This window comes from Microbacterium enclense (assembly GCF_001456955.1).
GTDB lineage: Bacteria > Actinomycetota > Actinomycetes > Actinomycetales > Microbacteriaceae > Microbacterium > Microbacterium enclense.
Window position 1 is genome coordinate 1 of record NZ_KQ758473.1, and the last position, 25,955, is coordinate 25,955.

General features: G+C 69.2%; 23 protein-coding genes and 1 rRNA gene. 19 read left to right on the forward strand and 5 right to left on the reverse strand.

Annotation, left to right across the window (positions count from 1 at the left end; all coding sequences use genetic code 11):
• The first annotated feature begins 120 nt into the window (after positions 1-120).
• From rrf to AS029_RS13400, 8 genes are all read left to right on the forward strand, one after another.
• A 5S ribosomal RNA gene (gene rrf / locus AS029_RS13365) occupies positions 121-237 on the forward strand.
• 145 nt (positions 238-382) lie between these two features.
• A complete protein-coding gene (locus tag AS029_RS13370) occupies positions 383-1,588 on the forward strand; it encodes an MFS transporter (RefSeq protein ID WP_058233108.1) in 1,206 nt (401 codons plus the stop codon).
• 119 nt (positions 1,589-1,707) lie between these two features.
• Complete coding sequence (gene treS / locus AS029_RS13375) at positions 1,708-3,969, forward strand: maltose alpha-D-glucosyltransferase (RefSeq protein WP_058233257.1); 2,262 nt, start codon at positions 1,708-1,710, stop codon at positions 3,967-3,969.
• A gap of 33 nt (positions 3,970-4,002) precedes the next feature.
• A complete protein-coding gene (locus tag AS029_RS13380) occupies positions 4,003-4,554 on the forward strand; it encodes a GIY-YIG nuclease family protein (protein WP_082642312.1) in 552 nt (183 codons plus the stop codon).
• 90 nt (positions 4,555-4,644) lie between these two features.
• Positions 4,645-5,310: a hypothetical protein gene (locus AS029_RS13385; protein WP_074615953.1), complete on the forward strand. Its 666-nt coding sequence runs from the start codon at positions 4,645-4,647 to the stop codon at positions 5,308-5,310.
• Positions 5,311-5,372: 62 nt separating this feature from the next.
• Complete coding sequence (gene coaE, locus AS029_RS13390; RefSeq protein ID WP_058233109.1) at positions 5,373-5,975, forward strand: dephospho-CoA kinase; 603 nt, start codon at positions 5,373-5,375, stop codon at positions 5,973-5,975.
• Positions 5,976-6,054: 79 nt separating this feature from the next.
• Entirely contained in the window at positions 6,055-8,124 is a 2,070-nt protein-coding gene (uvrB, locus tag AS029_RS13395; RefSeq protein ID WP_058233110.1) for an excinuclease ABC subunit UvrB, read from the forward strand.
• Positions 8,125-8,138: 14 nt separating this feature from the next.
• Positions 8,139-8,561, forward strand: coding sequence for a VOC family protein (locus tag AS029_RS13400; RefSeq protein WP_058233111.1), 423 nt, complete (start codon positions 8,139-8,141; stop codon positions 8,559-8,561).
• A gap of 93 nt (positions 8,562-8,654) precedes the next feature.
• Here AS029_RS13400 and AS029_RS13405 read toward each other — a convergent pair whose 3' ends face one another.
• Positions 8,655-8,897: a hypothetical protein gene (locus AS029_RS13405; RefSeq protein WP_082642313.1), complete on the reverse strand. Its 243-nt coding sequence runs from the start codon at positions 8,895-8,897 to the stop codon at positions 8,655-8,657.
• 30 nt (positions 8,898-8,927) lie between these two features.
• Between AS029_RS13405 and AS029_RS13410 the strand changes: the two genes are divergently transcribed.
• From AS029_RS13410 to AS029_RS13460, 11 genes are all read left to right on the forward strand, one after another.
• Entirely contained in the window at positions 8,928-9,362 is a 435-nt protein-coding gene (locus AS029_RS13410; protein WP_058233112.1) for a MarR family winged helix-turn-helix transcriptional regulator, read from the forward strand.
• An 88-nt stretch (positions 9,363-9,450) separates the two neighbouring features.
• Complete coding sequence (uvrA, locus tag AS029_RS13415) at positions 9,451-12,438, forward strand: excinuclease ABC subunit UvrA (RefSeq protein ID WP_058233113.1); 2,988 nt, start codon at positions 9,451-9,453, stop codon at positions 12,436-12,438.
• A gap of 21 nt (positions 12,439-12,459) precedes the next feature.
• Complete coding sequence (gene uvrC, locus AS029_RS13420; protein WP_058233114.1) at positions 12,460-14,385, forward strand: excinuclease ABC subunit UvrC; 1,926 nt, start codon at positions 12,460-12,462, stop codon at positions 14,383-14,385.
• A gap of 31 nt (positions 14,386-14,416) precedes the next feature.
• The gene (gene rapZ / locus AS029_RS13425; RefSeq protein ID WP_058233115.1) at positions 14,417-15,295 is read left to right on the forward strand and encodes an RNase adapter RapZ; all 879 of its coding nucleotides are present in this window, start codon (positions 14,417-14,419) and stop codon (positions 15,293-15,295) included.
• 41 nt (positions 15,296-15,336) lie between these two features.
• Positions 15,337-16,314: a DNA-binding protein WhiA gene (gene whiA / locus AS029_RS13430; protein WP_058233116.1), complete on the forward strand. Its 978-nt coding sequence runs from the start codon at positions 15,337-15,339 to the stop codon at positions 16,312-16,314.
• A 210-nt stretch (positions 16,315-16,524) separates the two neighbouring features.
• Positions 16,525-17,151, forward strand: a complete 627-nt coding sequence (locus tag AS029_RS13435; protein WP_058233117.1) for a superoxide dismutase — start codon at positions 16,525-16,527, stop codon at positions 17,149-17,151.
• Positions 17,152-17,254: 103 nt separating this feature from the next.
• The gene (gene gap, locus AS029_RS13440; protein ID WP_058233118.1) at positions 17,255-18,265 is read left to right on the forward strand and encodes a type I glyceraldehyde-3-phosphate dehydrogenase; all 1,011 of its coding nucleotides are present in this window, start codon (positions 17,255-17,257) and stop codon (positions 18,263-18,265) included.
• A 6-nt stretch (positions 18,266-18,271) separates the two neighbouring features.
• On the forward strand, positions 18,272-19,486 hold the full coding sequence (locus tag AS029_RS13445; RefSeq protein WP_058233119.1) for a phosphoglycerate kinase: 1,215 nt from the start codon (positions 18,272-18,274) through the stop codon (positions 19,484-19,486).
• Positions 19,477-20,265: a triose-phosphate isomerase gene (gene tpiA / locus AS029_RS13450; protein ID WP_058233120.1), complete on the forward strand. Its 789-nt coding sequence runs from the start codon at positions 19,477-19,479 to the stop codon at positions 20,263-20,265. Before AS029_RS13445 ends, tpiA begins: the two co-directional genes overlap by 10 nt.
• A gap of 112 nt (positions 20,266-20,377) precedes the next feature.
• Positions 20,378-20,626, forward strand: coding sequence for a preprotein translocase subunit SecG (secG, locus tag AS029_RS13455; RefSeq protein ID WP_058233121.1), 249 nt, complete (start codon positions 20,378-20,380; stop codon positions 20,624-20,626).
• A gap of 1 nt (position 20,627) precedes the next feature.
• Positions 20,628-20,981, forward strand: coding sequence for an RNA polymerase-binding protein RbpA (locus tag AS029_RS13460; protein WP_055955187.1), 354 nt, complete (start codon positions 20,628-20,630; stop codon positions 20,979-20,981).
• 65 nt (positions 20,982-21,046) lie between these two features.
• Here the strand turns inward: AS029_RS13460 and AS029_RS13465 are convergent, their stop codons facing one another.
• The 4 genes from AS029_RS13465 to AS029_RS13480 are packed head-to-tail and all read right to left on the reverse strand — an operon-like array spanning position 21,047 to position 25,636.
• Positions 21,047-21,796, reverse strand: a complete 750-nt coding sequence (locus AS029_RS13465; RefSeq protein WP_058233122.1) for a hypothetical protein — start codon at positions 21,794-21,796, stop codon at positions 21,047-21,049.
• Entirely contained in the window at positions 21,793-23,253 is a 1,461-nt protein-coding gene (locus tag AS029_RS13470) for a polysaccharide deacetylase family protein (protein ID WP_058233123.1), read from the reverse strand. Before AS029_RS13470 ends, AS029_RS13465 begins: the two co-directional genes overlap by 4 nt.
• Positions 23,253-24,311, reverse strand: a complete 1,059-nt coding sequence (locus AS029_RS13475) for an NAD-dependent epimerase/dehydratase family protein (protein ID WP_228375955.1) — start codon at positions 24,309-24,311, stop codon at positions 23,253-23,255. Before AS029_RS13475 ends, AS029_RS13470 begins: the two co-directional genes overlap by 1 nt.
• Positions 24,308-25,636 (reverse strand): nucleotide sugar dehydrogenase, encoded by a 1,329-nt coding sequence (locus AS029_RS13480; protein ID WP_058233124.1) that lies wholly within the window; start codon positions 25,634-25,636, stop codon positions 24,308-24,310. The genes AS029_RS13475 and AS029_RS13480 overlap by 4 nt, the downstream gene beginning before the upstream one ends.
• Positions 25,637-25,955 lie beyond the last annotated feature (319 nt).

Genomic DNA, 25,955 nt, shown 5'->3' on the forward strand with positions numbered 1-25,955 from the left:
CCGATGACTTGATAACACACCTGTTTTTGGTGCTTGCGTCCACTGAGTGGTTCTCGATGTACGGTCGAGAACAACAACAATGAAACAATCGTTGTTGGTTTACGAACACATCAATAGTGTTTCGGCGGCCATAGCGAGAGGGAAACGCCCGGTCACATTCCGAACCCGGAAGCTAAGCCTCTCAGCGCCGATGGTACTGCAGGGGGGACCCTGTGGGAGAGTAGGACACCGCCGGACTTCCTTTAACGAAATGGCCACCCAACGCTGGGTGGCCATTTCGCATTTACGGACACAATCGCCGGGCAGCGGACACCCGGCACAACCCCCGCGCGCGAGGGTGGGTGGGCCCTCCGCCCCACCCGCCGCGAAGTACTGTCGAACGGTGAGCGACTTCTCTGGACACCTCCCGGGGAGCCGCGCATACCGGCGACTGCTGATCGGACTCTTCTTCGGCGGTGTCGCGACTTTCGCGCAGCTGTACGCGACCCAGGCCGTGCTGCCGGTCATCGCCGCAGACGTCGGAGCCTCTCCGTCGGGCGCGGCGCTGACGGTGTCGGCATCCACCCTCGGTCTGGCCGTGGCCGTCATCCCCTGGTCGATCGTCGCCGACCGGGTCGGCCGGGTGCCGGCCATGGCCATCGGCCTGATAGCCGCGACCCTTCTCGGCGGCATCACGCCGTTCGCGCACGATCTCGGCATCCTGCTCGCCCTTCGTCTGCTCGAGGGCGCGGCGCTCGGGGCGGTACCCGCCGTCGCGCTCGCGTATCTGAGCGAAGAGGTCGACGCGCGCCACGTCGCCGCGGCCGCGGGGTCCTACATCGCGGGCACCACGGTGGGCGGGCTGACCGGCCGCGTCGTCTCGGGGTGGGTCGCGGAGCTGGCCGGATGGCGGTGGGGCGTGGCATCCGTCGTCTTCGTGTGCGTGGTGGCGGCGGCGCTCTTCCTGGCGCTCGTGCCGGCCGCCCGGGGTTTCGTGCCGGGCAGACTCCAGTCCGCACCGGGACCGTCGGTGCGGCGTCGGCTGTGGCTGAACCTCCGGTCACCGGTGCAGCTCGCTCTCTACGCGCAGGGCTTCCTGCTCATGGGGGCGTTCGTCGCGGTCTACAACTACCTCGGCTTCCATCTGAGCGAACCGCCCTTCTCCCTTCCGCCCGTGGTGATCACGCTGCTGTTCCTGGCCTACCTGGCGGGAACGGTGTCCTCCCCGCGCGCGGGAGCGCTGGCGGTCAGGCACGGTCGGCTCCCGGTCCTGCTGGCCTGCGCTGGGGTGATGACGGGTGGTGTCGCTCTGATGTTCGTCCCGGCCACGGCGGCGGCGGTCGTGGGACTGGTCGCCTTCACGGCGGGATTCTTCGGCGCGCACGCCGTGGCATCCGGATGGACGCCGGTCGCGGCGGACCCGCGGGCTCGCGCCCAGGCGTCGTCGCTGTACTACTTGGGCTACTACGCCGGTTCGAGCGTCTTCGGGTGGGCGCTGGGCCTGGTCTTCGGCGCGGCGGGGTGGGGATGGTTCCTCGGGGCTGTGCTCGCGATGTGCGTCGTGGCGATGGGGCTCGCCTTCGCCGCCCTGCGGCCCGTCTCACCCTGAGCGGAACAGTCCCGGTTTTCGTCGTTCAGGTCAATGCCTCCGTGCGTTGTCGGTGCGACCGACTAGCGTCGATGAAGACGTGAGGGAGGTCGGGAGTGGACGATGCCGGCGAGCGCAGCATGACGGACGACGAGAGGGCGGAGTCGGTAGCGGTCGATGCCGAAGAGGCGGTCGAGACGGTGACCGAGATCAGTTACGACGAGCAGCGCTATCCGGCACGTCCGCGGCGATTGCGCCCGCGCGACCAGTTCCGCGGCGGCACGCTGCGTCGTTTTCTCACCGACCCGCGCAATGCCAACGGTCTGAACCCGTCGTACGTCGAGTGGCTCGTCCGGCAGTCGATGCTGAAGGACGCCGACGTCTTGAGCCGGCAGTTGTCGGGGCAGCCGTCGATGTGGCGGAACCCGTACGCGCGTCCCGATGCCCGGCGGGCGATCGAATCCACCGACGTGTGGTTCACCGCGTACCCCATCTCGCTCATCACCCGGCCGGGAGAGTCCTTCCTCGACGCCCTCGGTGACGAGGCGCTGTGGGAGGCTTTCGAGTGGGTCGGCATCAACGGCATCCACACCGGTCCGGTCAAGCGGGCGGGCGGGATCACGGGATGGCAGGAGACTCCGAGCGTCGACGGGCACTTCGACCGCATCAGCACCCAGATCGACCCCGAGTTCGGCGACGAGAATGCCTTCCGGCGCGTGGCGGATATGGCGGAGGCGCACGGTGGCAGCGTGATCGACGACATCGTGCCCGGTCACACGGGCAAGGGGGCGGACTTCCGCCTCGCGGAGATGGCCTTTAAGGATTACCCCGGCATCTACCACATGGTCGAGATCCCTCGCGAGGACTGGGAGTTGCTGCCCGACGTGCCCGCGGGACGAGACTCGGTCAACCTCGATGCCGAGACCGAGCGTGAGCTCAGCGCCCGTGGGTACATCATCGGCGAGTTGCAGCGCGTGATCTTCTACACGCCCGGGGTGAAAGAGACCAACTGGAGCGTGACGGCGCCCGTCGTCGGTGTCGACGGTCTCGAGCGCCGGTGGGTCTACCTGCACTACTTCAAGGAGGGTCAGCCGTCGATCAACTGGCTCGACCCGACCTTCGCGGGCATGCGTCTCGTCATCGGCGACGCCTTGCACTCCCTCGGCGATCTGGGGACGAGTGCACTCCGCCTGGACGCGAACGGCTTCCTCGGGGTGGAGAAGAGCGCGGAGGGGCTGCCGGCGTGGTCGGAGGGTCACCCCCTCTCGCACGCCGCGAATCACATCATCGCGGGCATGGTGAGAAAGGTCGGCGGCTTCACGTTCCAGGAGCTCAACCTGACGATGGAGGACATCCGCGACACCGGTGCGGTCGGGGCCGATCTGTCGTACGACTTCGTCACGCGTCCGGGCTATCACCACGCTCTCGCCACGGCGAACACGGAGTTCCTGCGGCTCGCGCTGAACACCGCGCTCGAGACCGGGGTCGAGCCCGTGCAACTCGTGCACGGCATGCAGAACCACGACGAGCTGACCTACGAGCTCGTGCACTGGGCGACGACGCACCGCGACACGGTCTATCCCTTCCGTCACGCCGAGCACACGGGAGGGGAGATCGCCGAGATGGTGCGCGCGGACCTGACCGAGAAGCTCACCGTCGAGGCCGATTACAACCTCGTCTTTACACAGAACGGGATCGCCTGCACGACGGCATCCCTCATCGCCGCCACCCAGGGGAAGGCGACGCTCGGCGACATCACCGACGCCGACGTCCCCGCCATCCGCGACGCGCACCTGCTGCTGGCGAAGTACAACTCGTGGCAGCCCGGGGTGTTCGCCCTGTCGGGGTGGGATCTCACCGGCTCGCTGACGCTTCCCGCCGACGAGGTGCGCCACCTCATCTCGTCGGGTGACACGCGTTGGATCGAGCGAGGCGCCCACGACCTGCTCGACGTCGCTCCCGAGGCGGCGTCATCGGTCTCGGGGATGCCGCGTGCGCGGTCGCTCTACGGATCTCTCGGTGATCAGCAGGCGGACCCGGAATCGTTCCTGTCGGGGCTGCGGGACGTGCTCCGCATCCGCGGCGAGCACGGTATCGCCATCGCCTCGCAGGTCGACATCCCGCAGGTGGGTCACCCCAGCATGCTCGTTCTGGTGCACCGACTCGACGGAGGCGATCGTCGCGCGGACGACGCGCCGCTGCAGATCACGGTGCTGAATTTCTCGGGCGAGACCATCGAGGGCACGGTGCGCTCGGAGTATCTCGTGCCGCAGAGCACCGCGGTGGATGCCGCGACGCGCGAGGTCGTCGGTCGTGTCGACGAGCTGCAGAGCTTCTCGCTCGAACTCGGCCCGTACGCGGGACTGTTCCTTCTGCTGGAGGCCCCCGAGAGCGACGACTGAGCCGATGTCGGGGGTCGGGCGTAGCGTGAACGCATGCCCGCCCCCGTCTGTCTCGTCGACGAGTGCGCCGGAGCGGTGATGCCCTTCGCGCCCGTGGCGCTGTGCGCGTGGCACGCTGCGGTGAGCGCGGACTGGGTGACCGCGCACGACGGGGTGACCGACGTCCTCCCGGCACCCTGCCGACTGTGCGGATCGCGGCTGGGGGTGCGATGGCCGAGCGGGTGGCTCTGCGCGGTCTGCGAGTGGCGGATCGGCGACCCGGTCGACGACGAACTGCCCCCGCCCCGCGTCGATGTCGTGTACTACCTCCGGTACGGCGACCGTATCAAAATCGGCACGACGGCGCAGCCCCGCCGGCGACTCGCCGCCATCTGGCACGATGAGCTGCTCGCCTTCGAACGCGGCGACCGCATGGTCGAGAGGCGACGGCATGCGCTCTTCGCCGAAGAACGGTTCGAGCGCACGGAATGGTTCCGGCGATCGCCGGCCCTCGACGCGCACGTGGCTTCCCTGGCTGCCGGAGTCGATGATCCGTGGGCGCTCTTCGCCCGATGGACGAGTGAGGCGATCGCGAGGCGGGGCTGAGGAACACTCCCTCCCACCGGCGGCAAGCCCCCGTCCCCGGTCCCGCGTCGCGTCTACCGTGGGAGGACACGACGCGGAAGGTGATGCAGCATGGGCTTTCTCGACCGACTCTTCGGCTCCGGTGACGACACGCCGCCGCGCACGTCGGCGGCACCTCGACCGACCGCGAGCGACTCGCGCGACGCCGACGGGCGCTACGCGCCGCCGCCGGCCGGGGGCGGTGCGCCCGTGGCATCCGGGTCGGACGAGGACCGGCAGGCGGTCGAGCGCTATCGGTACCTCTTGCGGACGGCCCCGCCGGAGACCGTGGAGCAGGTGCACGCCGAGGCGTTCGGCAAGCTGACGCCGGCACAGCGTCAGCAGGTGCTCCAGGATCTGTCATCGGGGCTGGCGCCGTCCGAGCGCCCCGCGAACGACGATCCCGCGACGCTCGCCCGCGCGGCGACCCGCGCGGAGTACTCGCAGCCGGGCTTCATGGAGCGCACGTTCGGCGGGAGATCCTTCGCGGGCGGCCCGGGCTTCGGTTCGGTGCTGGGCGCGTCGATGCTCGGCACCATCGGCGGCTACGTGGTCGGATCGGCGCTGGTCGGGGCGATGTTCGACCCCGGCTACGACGCCGGCTACGCCGACGGCGCGGCGGCCGAGGCCGGGGCGGGGGACATGGGGGCGACGGATGCCGGCGCGGTCGACCCGGGCGCCGGCGGCGACGTCGGGGCGGACTTCGGCGGCGATTTCGGCGGGGACTTCGGGTTCTGATCCGCCGGGAGCGCCCGTGCGGGGTCCGCCGCGGACGGGCGGGGATGTGGCATCCTCGACGGGTGCCTCTTCTCGCGCTGACGGGTGGGATCGCCTCGGGCAAGTCCACCATCGCGACCGCCCTCGCCGACCACGGAGCCGTCGTCGTCGACGCCGACGCCATCGTGCGGGAGGTGCAGTCGCCCGGATCGGATGTCCTCGAGGCGATCGCCGGCGAGTTCGGTGCCGACGTCGTCCGCGCCGACGGTTCGCTCGACCGACCCGCGCTCGGCGCACGGGTCTTCGGCCGGCCCGACCGGCTCGCGGCGCTGAACGCCCTCGTGCACCCCGCCGTCCGGACGGAGTCGCAGCGGCGCTTCGACGCCGCGCTCGCCGCGAATCCGGATGCCGTCGTCGTGTACGACGTGCCCCTGCTCGCCGAAGCGCGTGCCGGTGACGCGTGGGACCTCGTCGTGGTCGCGCATGCGCCCGTCGAGGAGCGCGTGCGACGGCTCGTCTCGATCCGTGGCCTCAGCGAGGCCGACGCGCGCGCTCGCATCGGCTCTCAGGCGAGCGACGAGGAGCGCCTGGCGCTCGCCGACGTCGTGATCGACACGAGCACGACACTGGAGGCCACGCGGCGGCAGGTCGACGAGCTCTGGGAGCGTGTCGCCCGCTCGTCGTGAGGCTGCCCGGGCGCCTTCCGCTCGCGCACGGCGAACGCAACCCGACCCCGATGTCGGAGGCCCCGCCTACGCTGGAATCATGCAGGCAACGCGTTCCGTCCGCCCCTTCGAGGTCGTCAGCGAATACTCGCCGTCCGGCGATCAACCCCAGGCGATCGCCGATCTCGCGGCGCGCATCAACGCCGGTGAGACCGACGTGGTTCTGCTCGGCGCGACCGGTACCGGAAAGTCGGCGACGACGGCCTGGCTGGTCGAGCAGGTGCAGCGCCCCACGCTCGTGCTCGCGCACAACAAGACCCTCGCCGCCCAGCTGGCGAACGAGTTCCGCGAGCTGATGCCGAACAACGCGGTGGAGTACTTCGTCTCGTACTACGACTACTACCAACCCGAGGCGTACGTGCCGCAGACCGACACCTTCATCGAGAAGGACTCCTCGATCAACGCCGAGGTCGAGCGCCTGCGCCACTCGACCACGAACTCGCTGCTGTCGCGGCGCGACGTCGTGGTGGTGTCGACGGTGTCGTGCATCTACGGTCTCGGTGCGCCCGAAGAGTACCTGCGCGCCATGGTCGCCCTGCAGGTGGGGGAGCGCTACGACCGCGACGCGCTCATCCGCAAGTTCATCTCGATGCAGTACAACCGCAACGACGTCGACTTCTCGCGCGGCAACTTCCGCGTGCGCGGCGACACGATCGAGATCATCCCCGTGTACGAGGAGTACGCGATCCGCATCGAGATGTTCGGCGACGAGATCGAGGCGCTGTACACGCTGCATCCTCTGACCGGAGACGTCATCGAGAAGATGGACTCCGTGCCGATCTTCCCGGCCTCTCACTACGTCGCCGGCACAGAGACGGTGCAGCGCGCCATCGGCACCATCGAGCACGAGCTCGAGGAGCGCCTGAAGGAGTTCGAGTCGCAGGGCAAACTGCTCGAGGCGCAGCGCCTCCGCATGCGCACGACCTTCGACCTCGAGATGCTGCAGCAGCTCGGGTTCTGCTCGGGTATCGAGAACTACTCGCGGCACATGGACGGACGCATGCCCGGCGACCCCCCGCACACCCTGCTCGACTTCTTCCCCGACGACTTCCTGCTCGTGATCGACGAGTCGCACGTGACCGTCCCGCAGATCGGCGCGATGTACGAGGGAGACGCCTCGCGCAAGCGCACGCTGGTCGAGCACGGCTTCCGGCTGCCCAGCGCCATGGACAACCGCCCGCTGCGGTGGGACGAGTTCAAGGAGCGCGTCGGACAGACCGTCTACCTCTCGGCGACCCCGGGACGCTACGAGATGGGTATCGCAGACGGGGTGGTCGAGCAGATCATCCGCCCGACCGGCTTGGTCGATCCCGAGATCATCGTGAAGCCTTCCAAGGGGCAGATCGACGACCTGCTCGAGGAGATCCGCGTGCGCGTGGAGCGCGACGAGCGCGTGCTCGTCACGACCCTCACGAAGAAGATGGCCGAAGAGCTGACCGACTTCCTCGGCGAGCACGGTGTGCGCGTGCGCTACCTGCACTCCGACGTCGACACCCTGCGCCGCGTCGAGCTGCTGACCGAGCTGCGCGCGGGCGTCTACGACGTGCTCGTCGGCATCAACCTGCTGCGAGAAGGACTCGACCTGCCCGAGGTGTCGCTCGTGGCGATCCTGGATGCCGACAAAGAGGGGTTCCTGCGCAGCGGTACCTCTCTCATCCAGACCATCGGCCGCGCCGCGCGAAACGTGTCGGGTCAGGTGCACATGTACGCCGACAAGATCACCGACTCCATGCGCAACGCGATCGACGAGACCGAACGCCGCCGCGAGAAGCAGATCGCGTACAACACCGAGAACGGCATCGATCCGCAGCCCCTGCGCAAGAAGATCGCCGACATCACCGAGGTGCTGAACCGGGAAGCCACCGACACGAAGAAGCTCCTCGCTCGCAACGACAAGGCGAGCAAGGGCAAGGCGCCGACACCGTCGCTGCGGCGCACGGGCATCGCCGCCGAGGGCGCCGATCAGCTGGAGTCGACGATCGCCGATCTGACGCAGCAGATGCTGGCCGCGGCGGCCGAGCTCAAGTTCGAACTGGCCGGGCGGCTTCGCGACGAGGTGCAGGACATGAAGAAGGAACTGCGGGCGATGGAGCGGGCCGGGCACGCCTGAGCCGGGGCGCGATCATGGACCAGCGGCTGACTCTCGTCACCCTCGGCGTGCACGATCTCTCACGCGCGCTCGCGTTCTACGAAGCCCTCGGCTGGAAAGCGCACGCGGCATCCGTCGACGGCGAGGTGGCGTTCTTCGACACCGGGGGAATGGTGGTCGCGCTCTGGGGCCGCGCGAAGCTCGCCGACGACTCCGGCGTCGACGACCGCGGCGGGTGGGGTGGCGTGACGCTCGCGCACAACGTCGCAGAGCCCGCACAGGTCGACGCGATCCTGGCCGCCGCCCGCGCGGCGGGTGCAGTGGTGGCGCGGCCGGCGGCGCCGACCCCGTGGGGCGGATACTCGGGGGTCTTCCTCGACCCCGACGGGCACCCGTGGGAGGTCGCCGTCAATCCCGGGTGGCCTCTGGATGCGGACGGGCGGCCGCACCTGGGTTGAGGGCGCGCGTCGAGTGATGTGCCCGATTCGACCTGAGACGACCGGTGAACAAGCGCTCTCCGCGGGACCGCGAGACCGGCGAGGCGGGTCCGCTCAGGGGCAGTGCAGCAGCGGCTTGGGGCCGGACCGGTCGACGCTGTGCTCGGTCATCGGGTGACCGCACAGGGGGCAGGGGCGCCCCGTGCGCACGGGCTCGGGGGTCGTCTCGTAAGGGCCGACGGAGGCGGGGCCGGCCACGCGGATCAGTCGGGTGTTGAGGTACTGGTACCAGCCGCCGGCTTCGCGTACACGCTCTCGGAGCGGCGGGCGATCGGCATCCTTTCGTGTCATGATCATTAGTGTACTAACGATTTAGAGGAGGGGCGCATGCAGGATCCGCTCGCGCTCGAGAACCAGGTCTGCTTCGCCCTGGTCACCGCGGCGCGCAACGTCGTATCGATCTATCGACCCGTGCTGGAGCCGCTCGGCCTCACGCACCCGCAGTACCTCGTGATGCTCGCCCTCTGGGAGCGGTCGCCGCGATCGCTCAGCGCCCTCGCGACGGAGCTCGCCATGGAGCCCGCCACCCTGTCGCCGCTCGTCAAGCGCCTCGAAGCCCAGGGGCGAGTGGTCCGCTCCCGTCGCGCCGACGACGAGCGGGTGCTCGACATCGGCCTCACCGACGAGGGCCGCGCGCTGCGCGAGGCCGCACTCGCCGTGCCCGGACAGATCATGGCGCGGGTCGGCGTCGACGAGGCCGCGCTGATCGCCCTGCGAGACGGGCTCGCGCCGTTCGCGGGCAGCCTCCGCGCCGGGGAGTGACGCCGCTCTCGTGCGCCGCACTCTCGCACATCCGTGCGCTCGCGGCGAACCCGGGACCGATGTCGGAGGCCCGACCTAGACTTAACACGTGCCGATCGTTCCTGTTGATACCCCCTCGTCGTCCGCCGTTTCCGGTGCCAGCGCAAAGCCCGGCGCCAATGGAAAACTCACCGTGCGGGGTGCGCGCGTGCACAACCTCAAAGACGTCGATCTCGACATCCCGCGCGACTCTCTCGTCGTCTTCACGGGACTGTCGGGATCCGGCAAATCGAGTCTCGCGTTCGACACGATCTTCGCCGAGGGGCAGCGACGCTACGTCGAATCCCTCAGCGCGTACGCGCGCCAGTTCCTCGGGCAGGTCGACCGCCCCGACGTCGACTTCATCGAGGGACTGAGCCCCGCCGTCTCGATCGACCAGAAGTCGACGAACCGCAACCCGCGCTCGACGGTCGGCACGATCACCGAGATCCACGACTACATGCGTCTGCTGTGGGCACGCATCGGCGTACCGCACTGTCCCGACTGCGGCGCGCGCATCCAGCGACAGACGATCCAGCAGATCGCCGATCAGCTGATGGAGCTCCCCGAGCGCACCCGCTACCAGATCGTCGCTCCCGTCGTCACGCAGAAGAAGGGCGAGTTCGTCGACCTCTTCAAAGAGCTCAGCGCGAAGGGGTACGCCCGCGCGGTCGTCGACGGCGAGCTCATCCAGCTGGCCGAGCCGCCGACGCTGAAGAAGAGCTACAAGCACGACATCGCCGTGGTGGTCGACCGGCTGGTGGCATCCGGAGACAACCTCAGCCGCGTGACCGACTCCGTCGAGACGGCGATGGGTCTGGCCGGTGGGATCATGCAGGTCAACTACGTCGACGAAGAGGGCGACGACGCGTGGCAGTCCTTCTCCGAGAAATTGGCGTGCCCGAACGGTCACCCGCTCCAGCTCACCGAGATCGAGCCGCGCACCTTCTCGTTCAACGCCCCCTTCGGTGCCTGCCCGGTGTGCTCGGGCCTCGGAACGCGCATGTCGGTCGATGTCGACCTCATGCTCGGCGACGAAGAGCTGTCGATCCGCGACGGGGCGATCCTGCCCTGGACCACGCAGGGGAAGGGGCTGTTCCAGTACTACGAACGACTGCTCGAAGGACTCGCCCGCGACCTCGACTTCTCGCTCGACACACCGTGGAACAAGCTCTCGAAAGACGTTCAGCAGGCGGTGCTGCGCGGCGAGAACTACAAGGTCACGGTCAAGTGGAAGAACCGCTACGGCCGTGAGATGCGGTATTCCTCCGGCTTCGAGGGCGTCGTCCCGTACATCGAACGTCAGTACCTGCAGGCCGAGTCCGACACGCAGCGTCAGCGCTGGTCGGAGTACCTGCGCGAGGTTCCGTGCGCGGTGTGCGACGGAGACCGCCTCAAGCCCGAGGTGCTCGCCGTGCTGGTCGACGGCACCTCGATCGCCGCGGCCTCGCGCATGAGCCTGGCCGACGCGCGCGACTTCTTCTCGCAGCTCACCCTCACCGACCGCGAGGCGACCATCGCCGCGGCCGTGCTGCGCGAGATCCGCGCGCGCCTCGACTTCCTCCTGCAGGTCGGGCTGAACTACCTCAGCCTCGGGCGTGCGGCCGGAACGCTGTCGGGCGGTGAAGCCCAGCGCATCCGTCTCGCGACGCAGATCGGATCCGGCCTGACGGGCGTGCTCTACGTGCTCGACGAGCCGTCGATCGGACTCCACCAGCGTGACAACCGTCGTCTCATCCAGACGCTCGAGACGCTGCGCGACCTCGGCAACACGCTGATCGTCGTCGAGCACGACGAAGAGACCATCCACGCGGCCGACTGGATCGTCGACATCGGCCCCCGTGCCGGCGTCGACGGCGGGAACGTCGTGCACTCCGGACCTCTCGCCGAGCTTCTCGATGACGAGCGATCGCTCACCGGCGCCTACCTGTCGGGTCGTCGAGCGATCGAGGCGCCGAAGAAGCGACGCAAGATCGACAAGAAGCGACAGATCACGGTCGTCGGCGCGCGCGAGAACAACCTCCAGAACGTCACGGTCGACTTCCCCCTCGGCGTCCTGACGTCGGTGACCGGCGTGAGCGGGTCGGGCAAATCGACGCTGGTGAACGGCATCCTGTACGAAGTGCTCGCGTCGAAGCTGAACGGTGCGCGTCGCGTCCCGGGCAAGCACACGCGCGTGACCGGTCTCGACAACCTCGACAAGGTCGTGCACGTCGACCAGGCGCCCATCGGTCGCACCCCGCGCTCGAACCCCGCCACTTACACGGGCGTCTTCGACCGCATCCGCACCCTGTTCAGCGAGACGCCCGAGGCGAAGGTGCGCGGCTACCAGGCCGGCCGTTTCAGCTTCAACGTCAAGGGCGGCCGCTGCGAGGCCTGCTCCGGAGACGGCACGCTGAAGATCGAGATGAACTTCCTGCCCGACGTGTACGTCGACTGCGAGGTGTGCCACGGCAAGCGGTACAACCGCGACACCCTGTCGGTGCACTACAAGGGCAAGAACATCGCCGAGGTGCTCGAGATGCCGATCTCGGAGGCCGCGGAGTTCTTCGAACCCATCCAGGCGATCCACCGTTACCTCAAGACGCTGGTCGACGTGGGGCTCGGCTATGTGCGACTCGGTCAGTCGGCGACGACTCTCTCGGGCGGCGAGGCCCAGCGCGTCAAGCTCGCCACCGAGTTGCAGCGGCGAAGCAACGGCCGCTCGATCTACGTGCTCGACGAGCCGACGACGGGTCTGCACTTCGAGGACGTGTCGCTCCTGCTGAAGGTGCTCAACGGTCTCGTCGACAAGGGCAACTCGGTCATCGTCATCGAGCACAACCTCGACGTCATCAAGAGCAGCGACTGGGTGATCGACCTCGGGCCCGAGGGCGGCGCCGGCGGCGGCACGATCGTGGCCACCGGCACGCCGGAGCAGGTCGCGAAGGTCGAGGGCAGCCACACCGGCGCCTTCCTCGCCGAGCTGCTCGAGACCGGCCGCACGGGTACCCCGCGCAACGCGCCCCCGCTCGACGCGGACGACGCCGAGCGGGAGCTCGTGAGCGCGGCGGGCTGAGCCATGGCATCCCGAGAACGGATGTCGCAGCTTCCCTACCGCCCGAAGGCCGGCGAGATCCCCACCAACCCGGGGGTCTACCGGTTCCGCGACGCCGAGGGTCGAGTGCTGTACGTCGGCAAGGCGAAGAATCTGCGTGCGCGGCTGTCGAACTACTTCGCGCCGCTGTATTCGCTGCACGAGCGCACCCGTCGCATGGTGACCACGGCCGCCAGCGTGGAGTGGACGGTCGTCCCGAGCGACATCGACTCGCTGCAGCTGGAGTACATGTGGATCAAAGAGTTCGATCCACCCTTCAATGTGCGCTACAAAGACGACAAGTCGTACCCCTTCATGGCCATCACCCTGGCCGATGAGGCGCCGCGGGTCATCGTCACGCGCAACCCCAAGATCCGCGGGGCGAAATACTTCGGGCCGTATCCCAAGGTGTGGGCGGTGCACGACACGATCGACCTGATGATCAAGGTGTTCCCGATCCGCACGTGCAGCGATTCCTCGTACAAGAAGGCGATGGCATCGGGCCGTCCCTGCTTCCCGGGGCAGATCGGGCGCTGCGGCGGGCCGTGCTCGATGAAGGTCACGATCGAGGAGCATCGGGCGATCGTCAACGATTTCGTCGCCTTCATGTCGGGAGGCGACCAGCGCTTCGCGAAAGAACTGACCTCGCGCATGAAAGAGGCGTCCGCCGCGATGGACTACGAGTCGGCCGCGCACTACCGCGACCGCCTGCAGGCCATCGACGCGGTGTTGGGCAAGAGCGCCCTGGTGCTGGCTTCCGACACGGATGCCGACCTGTTCGGTATCGCCGAAGACGAGCTCGCCGCGACCGTGCAGCACTTCGTCGTGCGCGGGGGCCGCGTGCGCGGGGTGCGGGCCACGACCATCGAGAAGGAGATCGACATCTCGGGCGCCGAGCTCGTCGACCAGGTGCTGCAGCGCACGTACGGCGATGCGGATGCCGGCGACATCCCGCGTCAGGTGCTCGTGCCCGAACTGCCGGATGACGCCGACCAGCTGGAGGCGTGGCTGCGCGAGCGCCGCGGTCGCCCGGTGACCCTGCAGGTCGCCCAGCGCGGACGCAAGTCCGACCTGTTGAAGACGGCCACGTTGAACGCGCAGCAGGCGCTCATGCTCCACAAGACGCGCCGCACGAGCGACTACGTCGCCCGGTCGCAGGCCCTCACTGACCTGCAGGAAGCCCTCGGCATGACCGAGGCGCCGCTGCGCATCGAGTGCTTCGACGTCTCGCACCTCTCGGGCACCAACGTCGTGGCATCCATGGTCGTCTTCGAAGACGGACTGCCCCGCAAAGATCAGTACCGCTCTTTCGGCGTCGCGGAGACCACCGACGACACCGACTCGATGTATCAAGTGCTCACGCGGCGCCTGGCGTACCTCGACCGCCCCGACGAGATCGAGCCCGAGACCGTGGGCGGCGCCATCGTCGCGGCACCCGACTCCGACGAGGCCACGGCCGACGGCGAAGTCGTGACGGCACGGAAGCGTCCGCGTTTCGCGTATCGACCGCAACTCCTCGTCGTGGACGGCGGTCAGCCGCAGGTTGCGGCGGCAGCGCGCGCCCTCGCCGATGCGGGCCACGAGGAGATCGCGCTCTGCGGGATCGCCAAGCGCCTCGAAGAGGTCTGGTTGCCGGGGGAGGAGTACCCGGTGATCCTCCCGCGGACGTCGGAGGCGCTCTACCTGCTGCAGCGGCTCCGCGACGAGGCGCACCGGTTCGCCATCGTGCACCAGCGCAAGCGCCGGAAGCGCGACATCAACAGCGTGCTCGCCGAGGTCCCGGGGTTGGGCGACGCCCGTATCAAGGCTCTGCTGCGGCACTTCGGGTCGGTCTCGGCGCTGAAGGAGGCGAGCCCTGACGAGATCACGGCCCTGCCCGGCATCGGCCCGACCCTGGCCGAGGCCATCCACGCACACCTCGCTCGGTAGGCTGGCATGAGACGACGGGAGGCGAACGCTCATGGAGCCGGGACGCGACGAGCCAGGTGAGGTGTTGATCGTCACCGGCATGTCGGGGGCGGGCCGGTCCACGGTGGCCAACGCCCTCGAAGACCTCGACTGGTACGTCGTCGACAACCTCCCCCCGCAGATGCTGCGCCCCCTGCTCGAGCTCACCGAACTCGCCGGTGGGGCCGTGCCACGGGTCGCGGTGGTCGTCGACGTCCGCGGCCGTTCGCTGTTCAGCGACCTGCCCGAGGCCATGCGCACGCTGCAGGCGGGCCGTCAGGTGCGCGTCGTCTTCCTGGATGCCAGTGACGCGGTGCTCGTGCGCCGGTTCGAGGCCGTGCGCCGACCGCACCCGCTGCAGGGCGACGGCACCATCCTCGACGGCATCCGTCGGGAACGGGAGCGGCTCGCACCGCTGCGCGAGGCCGCCGACGTGGTCATTGACACCTCGGCGCTCAACGTGCACCAATTGTCGTTGCGCACCGTGGCGCTGTTCGGCGAAGAAGGCGCTGCCCGTCACACGATCACCCTGATGAGCTTCGGTTTCAAGTACGGCCTCCCGCCCGATGTCGACCTCGTCGCCGACATGCGGTTCCTGCCCAACCCGTTCTGGAACGAGGGGCTGCGCCCGCTCACCGGGGAGGACCCCCAGGTGCGGGAATACGTGCTGGGCCAGACGGGAGCGTCGGAGTTCCTCGACGCCTACGGCGCGGCCCTGCGACCGGTGCTCGAGGGCTATCAGCGCGAGAACAAGCGCCACTCCGTGGTGGCGGTGGGCTGCACGGGTGGCAAGCACCGTTCGGTCGTGATGGCACGCGAGCTCGCTGCACGTCTGGCCGATGTGCCGGGGGTGGCCGTGCGCGTGGCTCATCGCGACCTCGGTCGCGAGTAGGCTGTACCGTCGTCCCCGCCGCCCCCCACCCGAGGAGAACCGTGCCGCTGACCGCCGACGTGAAGGCCGAACTCATCACCGTTCGCGACCCGCGCCCGACCGCGCGCGTCGCCGAGCTCACGGCCCTCCTGCGCTTCTCCGGTGGTCTGCACTCCATCGCCAACCGTGTCGCCGTCGAGGCCGAACTCGACTCCGACATCCTCGCGCGCCGCGTCGCCCGCGACCTCGTCGAGCTGTACGGGGTGCGTCCCGAGCTGCACCACGTGCAGGGCTCCGGCGGTCGCACCGGCGGGCATTTCGCCGTGCGCGTGATCGAGGCCGGCGAGACCCTCGCCCGTCAGACGGGGTTGCTCGACCAGCGTCGCCGGCCCGTGCGGGGACTTCCCAACAAGCTCACGACCGGCTCGCGCCCCGACCTCAGCGCCATCTGGCGCGGGGCGTTCCTTGCGAGCGGATCGCTGAGCGACCCGGGTCGTTCGGCCGCGCTCGAGATCTCGTGCCCCTCGTCGGAGGCCGCGATGGCGCTCGTCGGGGCGGGGCACCGCATCGGCATCCCCGCCAAGGCCCGCGAGGTGCGCGGCGTTCCGCGCGTCGTCGTGCGCGACGGCGAGGCCATCCGCGGAGCGCTGTACGAAATGGGCGCCCGTCGTACCGCGGGGGAGTGGGATCAGATGCGTCAGCGCCGCGAGGTGCGCGCCGGGGTCAACCGTCTCGTCAACTTCGACGACGCCAACCTCCGCCGCTCCGCGCAGGCCGCCGTGGCCGCCTGCGCCCGCGTCGAGCGCGCGCTCGAGATCCTCGGCGACGAGGTTCCCGACCACCTGCAGCAGGCCGGTGAGCTGCGTCTCGCGCACCGCGACGCCAGCCTCGACGAGCTCGGTCACCACGCCGACCCGCCCCTCACCAAGGACGCCGTCGCCGGCCGCATCCGCCGCCTGCTGGCCATGGCCGACAAGAAGGCCGAGGCCGAGGGCATCCCGGGTACCGAAGCCGCCGTGCCCGTGGGCGCGGAGGACTGACGTCCGAGGGGCGGGGCCGCCCGGCATCCTCCCGCCGTCGCGGAGCCCGCGGCGCGCCCGGATGATCTATCCACCGTCATGCGGGGAAGCAACCCCGCTGCGCCGTGGTTAGCCCTCAGTAGGATGAACTCGTCACCCTCGTTGCTCGATTCCTCGGCACGTCGTCACGGCGAAGAGGTCTCGGCAGCGCCCGATTCGGAAGTTGAGATCATGGCGAAGTACACGCTGCCCGAACTGCCCTACGACTACTCGGCGCTGGAGCCGCACATCAGTGCGACCATCATGGAGCTGCATCACAGCAAGCACCACCAGACCTACGTCAACGGCGCCAACACCACTCTCGACCTCCTCGCCGAAGCGCGGGAGAAGGGCGATTTCGCGAACATCAACCGCCTGCAGAAGGACCTCGCGTTCAACCTCGGCGGTCACACGAACCACTCGATCTTCTGGACGAACCTCTCGCCCAACGGTGGCGACAAGCCCACCGGCGACCTCGAGTCGGCCATCGACGACCAGTTCGGCTCGTTCGACGCGTTCCGCGCGCAGTTCACCGCCGCCGCCCTCGGCGTGCAGGGCTCGGGCTGGGCGGGTCTGTTCTGGGACTCGATCGGTGAGAACCTCGTCATCCAGCAGTTCTTCGACCAGCAGGGCCAGATCGTCGCGGGCACCGTGCCGATCCTGCTCCTCGACGTCTGGGAGCACGCGTACTACCTCGACTACAAGAACGTCCGCGCCGACTACGTCAAGGCGTTCTGGAACATCGCGAACTGGGACGACGCCCAGAAGCGCTTCGCCGCCGCCCGTGAGAAGACCGCGGGTCTGCTGGTACTGTCGTAAACGGTGCGGGCGTCCCGGTGGGGCCCCCACCGGGACGCCGTTGTCCGCCAGCGAACACCGCAATCACGCGCATATCGCGCACAACTGATTCAGGAGAAATTCCGTGACCGTCAAGATCGGAATCAACGGCTTCGGCCGTATCGGACGCAACTACCTCCGCGCGGCTCTCGCGCAGGGTGCCGACCTCGAAATCGTGGCGGTGAACGACCTCACCGACAACAAGTCGCTGGCGCACCTCCTCAAGTACGACTCCGTCGGCGGCGTGCTGACCGAGGACGTCTCGTACACCGCAGACTCCATCACCGTCGGCGACAAGACCATCAAGGTCTTCGAAGAGCGCGATCCGGCCAACCTCCCCTGGGGCGAGCTCGGTGTCGACATCGTCATCGAATCGACCGGTCGCTTCACCAAGGCCGAAGACGCCAAAAAGCACATCACGGGCGGCGCGAAGAAGGTCCTCATCTCCGCCCCCGCCACCGGTGACGACGCCACCATCGTCATGGGCGTCAACGAAGAGACCTACAACCCCGAGACCGACGTCATCATCTCGAACGCGTCGTGCACCACGAACTGCCTGGCGCCCCTCGCCCAGGTGTTCCACGAGGCCTTCGGCATCGAGCGCGGCTTCATGATGACCGCCCACGCCTACACCGCAGACCAGAACCTGCAGGACGGCCCGCACAGCGACCTGCGTCGTGCCCGCGGCGCGGCCATCAACATCGTTCCCGCCTCGACCGGCGCTGCCAAGGCCATCGGCCTCGTGCTGCCCGACCTCAACGGCAAGCTCAGCGGCTCGTCGTACCGCGTCCCGGTCCCCACCGGCTCGATCGTCGACCTCACCATCGTGACGCCGACCGACGGTCTGACCGCCGACCAGATCAACGAGGTCTACAAGAAGGCCGCCGCCGAGGGTCGCCTCAACGGCATCCTGCAGTACACCGAGGACCCGATCGTCTCGAGCGACATCCAGGGCAACCCGCACTCCTCGATCTTCGACGCCGAACTGACCAACGTCAGCGGCAACCTGGTCAAGGTGTCGTCGTGGTACGACAACGAGTGGGGCTACTCGAACCGCCTCGTCGACCTCACCGAGTACGTCGCCGAGCGCCTGTAACCCTCCATGGCTCTGCGCACCCTCGATTCGCTGGGGTCGCTGGCCGGCACGCGCGTCATCGTCCGTTGTGACCTGAACGTTCCTCTCAAGGACGGCGTCATCACGGACGATGGCCGCGTGCGCGCGTCGCTGCCGACTCTCAACGCACTGATCAACGCCGGCGCGCGCGTGGTCGTGTGCTCGCACCTGGGCCGTCCCGATGGGGCGCCCGACCCGAAGTACTCCCTCGAGCCGGTCGCGCAGCGCCTGTCCGAGCTGCTCGGCCAGCCGGTCGCGTTCGCGCGCGACACGGTGGGCGAGTCGGCTCAGGATGCCGTGGCCTCGCTCGAGAACGGTGAGGTCGCCGTCATCGAGAACCTCCGCTTCAACGCGGGGGAGACCTCGAAGGACGAGGGCGAGCGCCAGGCCTTCGCGCGGGAGCTCGCCGGCCTCGGCGACGCCCTCGTGTCGGACGGCTTCGGTGTCGTGCACCGCAAGCAGGCGAGCGTCTACGACCTCGCCCAGTTGGTGCCCTCCGCCGCGGGCCTGCTCATCCAGAAGGAGCTCGAGGTCCTCGATCGGCTGACCGAGAACCCCGAGCGTCCGTACACGGTCGTGCTCGGCGGCTCGAAGGTCAGCGACAAGCTCGGCGTCATCGAGCACCTGCTGCCCCGCGTCGACAAGCTCCTCGTCGGCGGCGGCATGATGTTCACCTTCCTCGTGGCCGAGGGTCACGAGGTGGGCTCGAGCCTGCTCGAGCAGGACCAGATCGACACCGTCAAGGGCTACCTCGCCACGGCGAAGGAGCGCGGCGTCGAGATCGTCCTCCCGGTGGATGCCGTCGTCGCGGCGTCGTTCTCGGCGGATGCCGACCACGTCGTCGCCGATGCCGACAAGCTGGAGGACACGTCCTTCGGTGCGTCCGGCCTGGGCCTCGACATCGGCCCCCGCACGGCGGAGCTGTTCGCCGAGGCGATCCGCGGTTCGCGCACCGTCTTCTGGAACGGCCCCATGGGCGTGTTCGAGATGAAGGCGTTCGAGGCCGGTACCAAGACGGTCGCGAAGGCGCTCACCGAGGTCGACGGGCTCAGCGTCGTCGGCGGCGGCGACTCCGCGGCGGCCGTTCGTCAGCTCGGCTTCGCCGACGACGAGTTCGGCCACATCTCCACCGGCGGCGGCGCCAGCCTGGAGTTCCTCGAAGGCAAGAAGCTCCCCGGACTGGAGGTCCTCGGATGGGCGTGAACAGAACCCCCCTGATCGCCGGCAACTGGAAGATGAACCTCGACCACCTGCAGGCGGTCGCGTTCGTCCAGAAGCTGCACTGGACGCTGAAAGAAGCCAAGCACGAGAACGGCAGCGTCGAGGTGGCGGTGTTCCCGCCCTACACCGACCTGCGCACCGTGCAGACGCTGCTCGATGCCGACAAGATCGAGTTCGCCCTCGGCGGGCAGGACCTCTCGGCGCACGACTCCGGTGCCTACACCGGGGAGATCTCGGGCCAGTTCCTCGCCAAGCTCGACGCGAAGTACGTCATCATCGGGCACTCGGAGCGTCGTCAGTTCCACCACGAGACCGACGAGGTCATCGCGGCGAAGACCCAGGCGGCGTTGCGTCACGGCCTCGTGCCCGTGATCTGTGTCGGCGAGACCAGCGAAGACCTCGAGAAGTTCGGCGCGAGCGCCGTTCCCGTGGGGCAGCTCGAGGTCGCCCTCGAGGGCGTGTCGGCGGATGCCGACATCGTCGTCGCGTACGAGCCCGTCTGGGCCATCGGGTCCGGTCAGGCCGCGACGCCCGACCAGGCCCAGGAGGTCTGCGCGAAGCTGCGCGCGGTCGTCGCCGACAAGCTCGGGGCCGATGCCGCGGCGCGCACGCGCGTGCTCTACGGCGGTTCGGTGAAGTCGAGCAACATCGCCGGCTTCATGCGCGAGCCCGATGTCGACGGCGCCCTGGTGGGTGGCGCGAGCCTCGTCGTCGACGAGTTCGCGGCGATCATCCGCTTCCAGAAGCACGTCGGCGTCTGACGCCACCGGATGCCCGCGGCGCCGAGCCGCGGGCATCCGTGCGTCGGGACCCCCGCCCCCTATACTTGACGCTTGTGCGGTCGACAGTGCCGCGCGCGAAAGGCTTTCGACAGTGCAGATTCTCGAGTTCGTCCTGCAGGTGATGCTGAGTCTCACCAGCCTGCTGCTGACCCTGCTCATCCTGCTCCACAAGGGTCGCGGTGGCGGTCTGTCCGACATGTTCGGCGGCGGCATGAGCTCCGCCCTCGGCTCGTCCGGACTCGCGGAGCGCAACCTCAACCGTTTCACGGTCGTCCTGGCTCTGGTGTGGTTCGTCACCATCGTCGGCCTCGGCCTGCTGACCAAGTTCGCGGAGCTCTGACATGGCCACTGGAGGCAATGCGATCCGCGGCTCGCGCGTCGGTGCGGGCCCCATGGGCGAGCAGGACCACGGCTTCCACGCCGACCGCGTCGCCGTGTCGTACTGGGACGCCCTCGGCAACGAGACGGTGCGCTACTTCGCGGCGGGGATCCCCGACGACGAGATCCCCGAGACCATCGACTCCCCGCACTCGGGCCTGCCCGCCGGTCGTGACAAGGCGAACCCGCCGGCTCTCGCCAAGGCGGAGCCGTACAAGACCCACCTGGCCTACGTGAAAGAGCGCCGAAGCGACGAAGAAGCCGCCTCACTGCTCGACGACGCGTTGCAGCAGCTACGCGAGCGCCGCGGTCAGTGACGTCGAAGAGGGCCGGATGCCATGGCATCCGGCCCTCTTCCTTTTCTGCCGTCCCCGGCGCGGGCTCACCGCGCGGGGCTGTCGGTGACCAGCTTCGTCCAGGGGCCCGGCGGGACGTCGCCGTCGTCGACGAACGCCCAGTCGACGCGGTCGCCGTCGCCGTCGAGGTCGGCGAAGCCGAGGCATCCGTTCAGCGCCGGTGAGACGTCCAGCCCCGCCCCGTTGAAGCGCGTGTTTGTGGGACGTCGATCGTCGTCGCCGAACACGTACGCGGCGTCACGGTACTCGCCGGGTCCGGCATCCTGGATCTGCCCGTAGCAGACCCGTCCGTCGCGGTGCAGCACGACCCAGCGGTTCTTCATGAGGCTGATGTCGGGGTCGTCGACCGCGGACGCGTAGAGCGGGTCGGCGGCCCAGGGCACGACCTCACCTCGGGTGGCGAAGCCGGTTTCGTCGTTGAGGTCGTCGAACGGCAGGTCGAGGTAGAAGGGGTTCTCGCGCGGGGTCATGCGCGTCGGGAAGTAGTCCGCCTCCGCCGTGCGCGGCTCCGTCCGGCATTCCCCGTCGGCCTCGATGCCGTCGCATCCGCCGTAAGAGCCCAGCCAGTCGGAATCGTAGGTCGAGACCCGCTGGCTGCCGTCGGGGGCGCCGGGGTCGAACACCTCGCCGACCCAGAACGTGGTGGCGACGATGTCGGTGTGCCAGGGATAGCCCGTGTCGGGACGGGGACGTGGCATCGCGGCGCAGGCGGGCAGCGCGACGGCGACGACCACCGCGAGGGTGATCGTCGCCGTCTGCCGGTGCCGCCGCGTCATCCGGAGACGGTGCTCTCGGTGGGTCGGAAGACCTCGACCGGGCCGGTGGGCGGCTCCGCCGAGGTGTCGGCGGTGGATCGCGTCACCGCGCCGGCCGCCGGCAACGGCGGGGCGCCGGCGCTGTCGTAGAGCTGCAGGTCGTCGGTGCGCAAGGTTCCGTCGGCGAAGATCGTCAGGGCGAAACTGATGCCGTCGTAGCCCGCCGGGATGGCGGGGGTCGTCCAATCCGCCTGCGTCCACGCGGTCGCCGAACCGAACCACGGGCTCGACGTCCAGTACGTCCACGCGCCGCTCGAGGAGCGGAGGTAGACCGCGAACTGGGTGACGCCGCTGGAGAGGTACCACTCGCGCAGGGTGTACGTCCGGCCGGCGGTCACGGTCGGCGCGCACTGCCCGAGATCGAACTGGGGCAGCAGCTTCGCGTCGCCGTCGACGTAGTCCGACATGGTGATGCCGCTGGCAATGGCCCCGGTATGCGCCGGAGACCCGGTGCCGAATGTGGGGGAGTTGCTGCCGTATCCGCCGCGCATCCAGCAGTCCGGCGCGCCGACCTCCAGGCTCGGGTTCACGATGCCGTTGGTCGCCCCGGTGGGCGCGGGGACGGCGGGCCCGCTCACGACCGGTTTCGCCGCGCCGCCGATGACGTCGCCGACGGTGCGCACGACCGTCCCCACCGCCTGGCGCGTCTTGAGCCACGTCAGGAAGCGCGAGAAGACGGCCGGCGTGACGGCCAGGTCGCTGCAGGCGTCGGCGCACACGTCGTGGAAGGTGTACTGCACCCACCCGCCGCCGTTGCGTTCTGCGTTCGTGACGCCCGCCTTGAGATCGTCGAGCGTCCAGGTGGCATCCACCTGATCGAGAGCCCGCAGGGCGAAACGATCGGCGGGCGGGGTCGACTCGGCGAAGGAGCATTCCGGGCAGCCGAAGCGGCTGCGGATGTCGCCGAGGAGCCGTGCGCTGCTGTAGCCGCAGGACGCGGCCGCCTTCTCGACCTCGGGGGTGCTGGATGCGAAGGGGTAGGCGAAGCTGCGTACGGCGAAACCCCACGAGGTCAGGTTCTTGCGGTCGGTGCAGATCTGCCGTTTCGCCTCGTCGACGCTGACCTGGGCGAGGTCGGGGTGGTTCACGGTGTGGCCGCCGATCTCGTGACCGGCGTTCTTCAGCGACGTGAGGTCGGCGCGCGTCATGTGACCCGCGGCACCGATGAAACCGGACGGCACGTAGAACGTGGCCTTCATGCCGTTCGACCGCAGCGCCGGGAGCGCCTGCAGCTGATTGGCGTTGGCATCGTCGAACGTGAGGCTCACGATCGTCCGGGTGGCGGCCGCCGCCGGCGGGGCCGGCGCGACCGCGACGAGACCGCCGAGGACTGCGCCGACCGCCGACACGACGGCCACGCCACGGCGGACGCGTCGCGCCGCGGCCGACATCGGGTGGTGCGGATCCCGGATGCGCATCACACCACGCCCCGGAACGTCGCCGCGCCCGCCAGGGGCATGGCATCCGACCCCAGCCGCTCACGCGAGAGCAGATCGGCGGCGACGCGCATGATCGTGGAGGTCAACGATGTGCGCGGTTCGTAGCCGACGAGCGCGTGGGCCTTGGTGTTGTCGGGGACCCGGCGGCGCATGTCTTCGAAGCCGGGCGCGTACGCGCGCTCGTACGGCACCAGCTCGACCGTGCTGCGACTGTCGAGCGTACGGATGATCTCGTGCGCGAGGTCGAGGATGGAGATCTCGCGGGCGCCCCCGAGGTTGTACGCCTCGCCGCGCGCTCGTGGGTCGCGCTCGATCGCGACCATCGCGGGGACGACGTCTTCGACGGCCGAGAAGCAGCGCGTCTGTCGCCCGTCGCCGAAGACGGTGAGCGGTTGATTGCGCAGGGCCTGACCGACGAGGTTGGGCAGCACCATGCCGTACCGCCCGGTCTGACGCGGGCCGACCGTGTTGAACAGTCGCACGATGGACACGTCGAGGCCCTCTTGATCGCAGTATGCCTTCGCGAAGGCTTCGTCGATCCCCTTCGCACCCGCGTACGTCCAGCGCGAGAGCAGCGGGTCGCCGAGCACCCGATCGGAGTCTTCGCGGAGGCGGTCGGCGGTGTTCTTGCCGTAGACCTCGCTGGTGGACACCAGCAGCACGGATGCCTGGTGCTCGATCGCGGCGGTCAGCACGTTCTCGGTGCCGTGGATGTTGATGCGAAGACCGCGCAGGGGCTGCTCGACGATCAACTTCACCCCGACGGCCGCAGCGAGGTGGAACACCCGGTCGCACGATCGGATCGCCTGCCCGACGGTGGTGGGGTTGAGGATGGAGCCGTGGATCATCGTCAGGCGCGGGTTGTCGGCGACGCCGGCGAGATTGCGCGCCGAGCCGGTGGAGAGGTCGTCGAGCACGACCACCTCGTCGCCGAGGTCGAGCAGATGCTCGACGAGATGGCTGCCGACGAACCCGGCGCCGCCGGTGACCAGGGACGTGCGGCCCGTCCCGCGGCCGGGGTAGATCGGCACGCTCACAGCAGCACCCGCCCCGCGATGTCGGCGCTGCGGTAGGTGCCGTCGACGACGACCGTGTCGGCATCCAGCCATCCGAGGTCGCTGTCGTGGTGCCGGGTGTGCACGAGCACGACGTCGGGGTGGAACGCGCCGGGATCGGCGAGCGAATCGCGCTCCCGCCCGGACACGAGGTGGATGTGCGGCGCGTGCGTGTCGACGTACTGCACCTCGGCGCCGAGGTCGGCGAGCAGATCGATGATCTCCAGCGCGGGGGACTCGCGCAGGTCGGCGACGTCGGGCTTGTACGTCACGCCCACGACGAGGACGCGCGCGCCCAGGGTCCCTTTCCCCGCCCGTCCGAGCACGTCGCGGATGCGCTCGACCACGCGTCGAGGGCGTGCGGCGATGCGCGTCATCGCCTCGGTGATGACGCCGGCATCCACGTGCAGGGCCTTCAACTGCCACAGCAGGTAGTGCGGGTCGCACGGGATGCAGTGGCCGCCCACGCCCGGACCCGGATAGAACGCCATGAACCCGTACGGCTTCGTGCTCGCCGCCTCGATGACCTCGGTGACGGGCACGTCGAGCGCGCCGCAGATGTCGGCGAATTCGTTCGCGAGGGCGATGTTCACCGCACGGAAGGTGTTCTCGAGCAGTTTGGTCATCTCCGCCGTCGCCAGGCTCGACACCCGGTGCACCCGGTCGGCGTAGCGGGCGAGCAGGCGCGCGCCCCGCTCCTCGCACTCCGCGGTGGCCCCGCCCACGACGCGGGGGACGACCTCTTGGGCGAAGCCGACGTTGCCGGGATCGATGCGCTCGGCGCTGAAGGCGACGAAGACGTCGACGCCGACCTCCATCCCCCGTTCGCGCAGCGGGCGTTCGACGAGATCGCGCGTGCAACCGACGTAGGTGGTCGAGGTGAGCATGACGAGTTGCCCGGGCCGCGCGGCGGCCACGACGGTGGCGCACGCCGCGCGGAGCGCCGTGAGATCGGGCACCTGCCGCGCGTCGACGGGTGTCGGGACGCAGACGACGACGGCCGCGGCGCGGGACAGCTCGGTGACGTCGCTCGTCAGGCGGAAGGCGGCGGGAGAGCGCAGGGCGGTGTCGAGCCGCTCGCGGTCGGAGTCGATGAGGTCGGCGCCGCGCGCAGCGATCGTGCGGAGGCGCCGCGATGACGCGTCCAGGGCGATCACCCGGGACCCGCCGGCGTGGTACGCGAGCGCCGTCGGGAGTCCGACGTACCCGAGGCCGACGATGGCGACGTCGTAGTCGAAGGCGGTGGCCGTGGGCCTCGGCGGGGCCGGGGCGTCCCACAGGTCGGTCCGGACATCGAGTGTGGACATCTTCATCCTCCAGAAGGCAGGTGCCGGTGACCCTAGCTGCGGGTGCCGGACGGTTCGGGTGCGGTGCGGGCGGCGCGTGCTGGTCGGCGCCGATCCACCGCCCACCCTCATCCCGCCTCTCTCCGACGGTCAAGGAAGCGGCGCCGATCATGCGGGTCACCGCGAGCGGAGACGTTCCGTGCGGCAAACCGCATCGCGCGTGCGGTTCACGTGGCAGCGCACGGGGAACGAGCCGCGTACGGTCGACATCGCGAACGGGAGGATGCCATGACTCACACCGCCGTAGGCGTACGCATGCCGCCGGCACCGCGGGCATCGC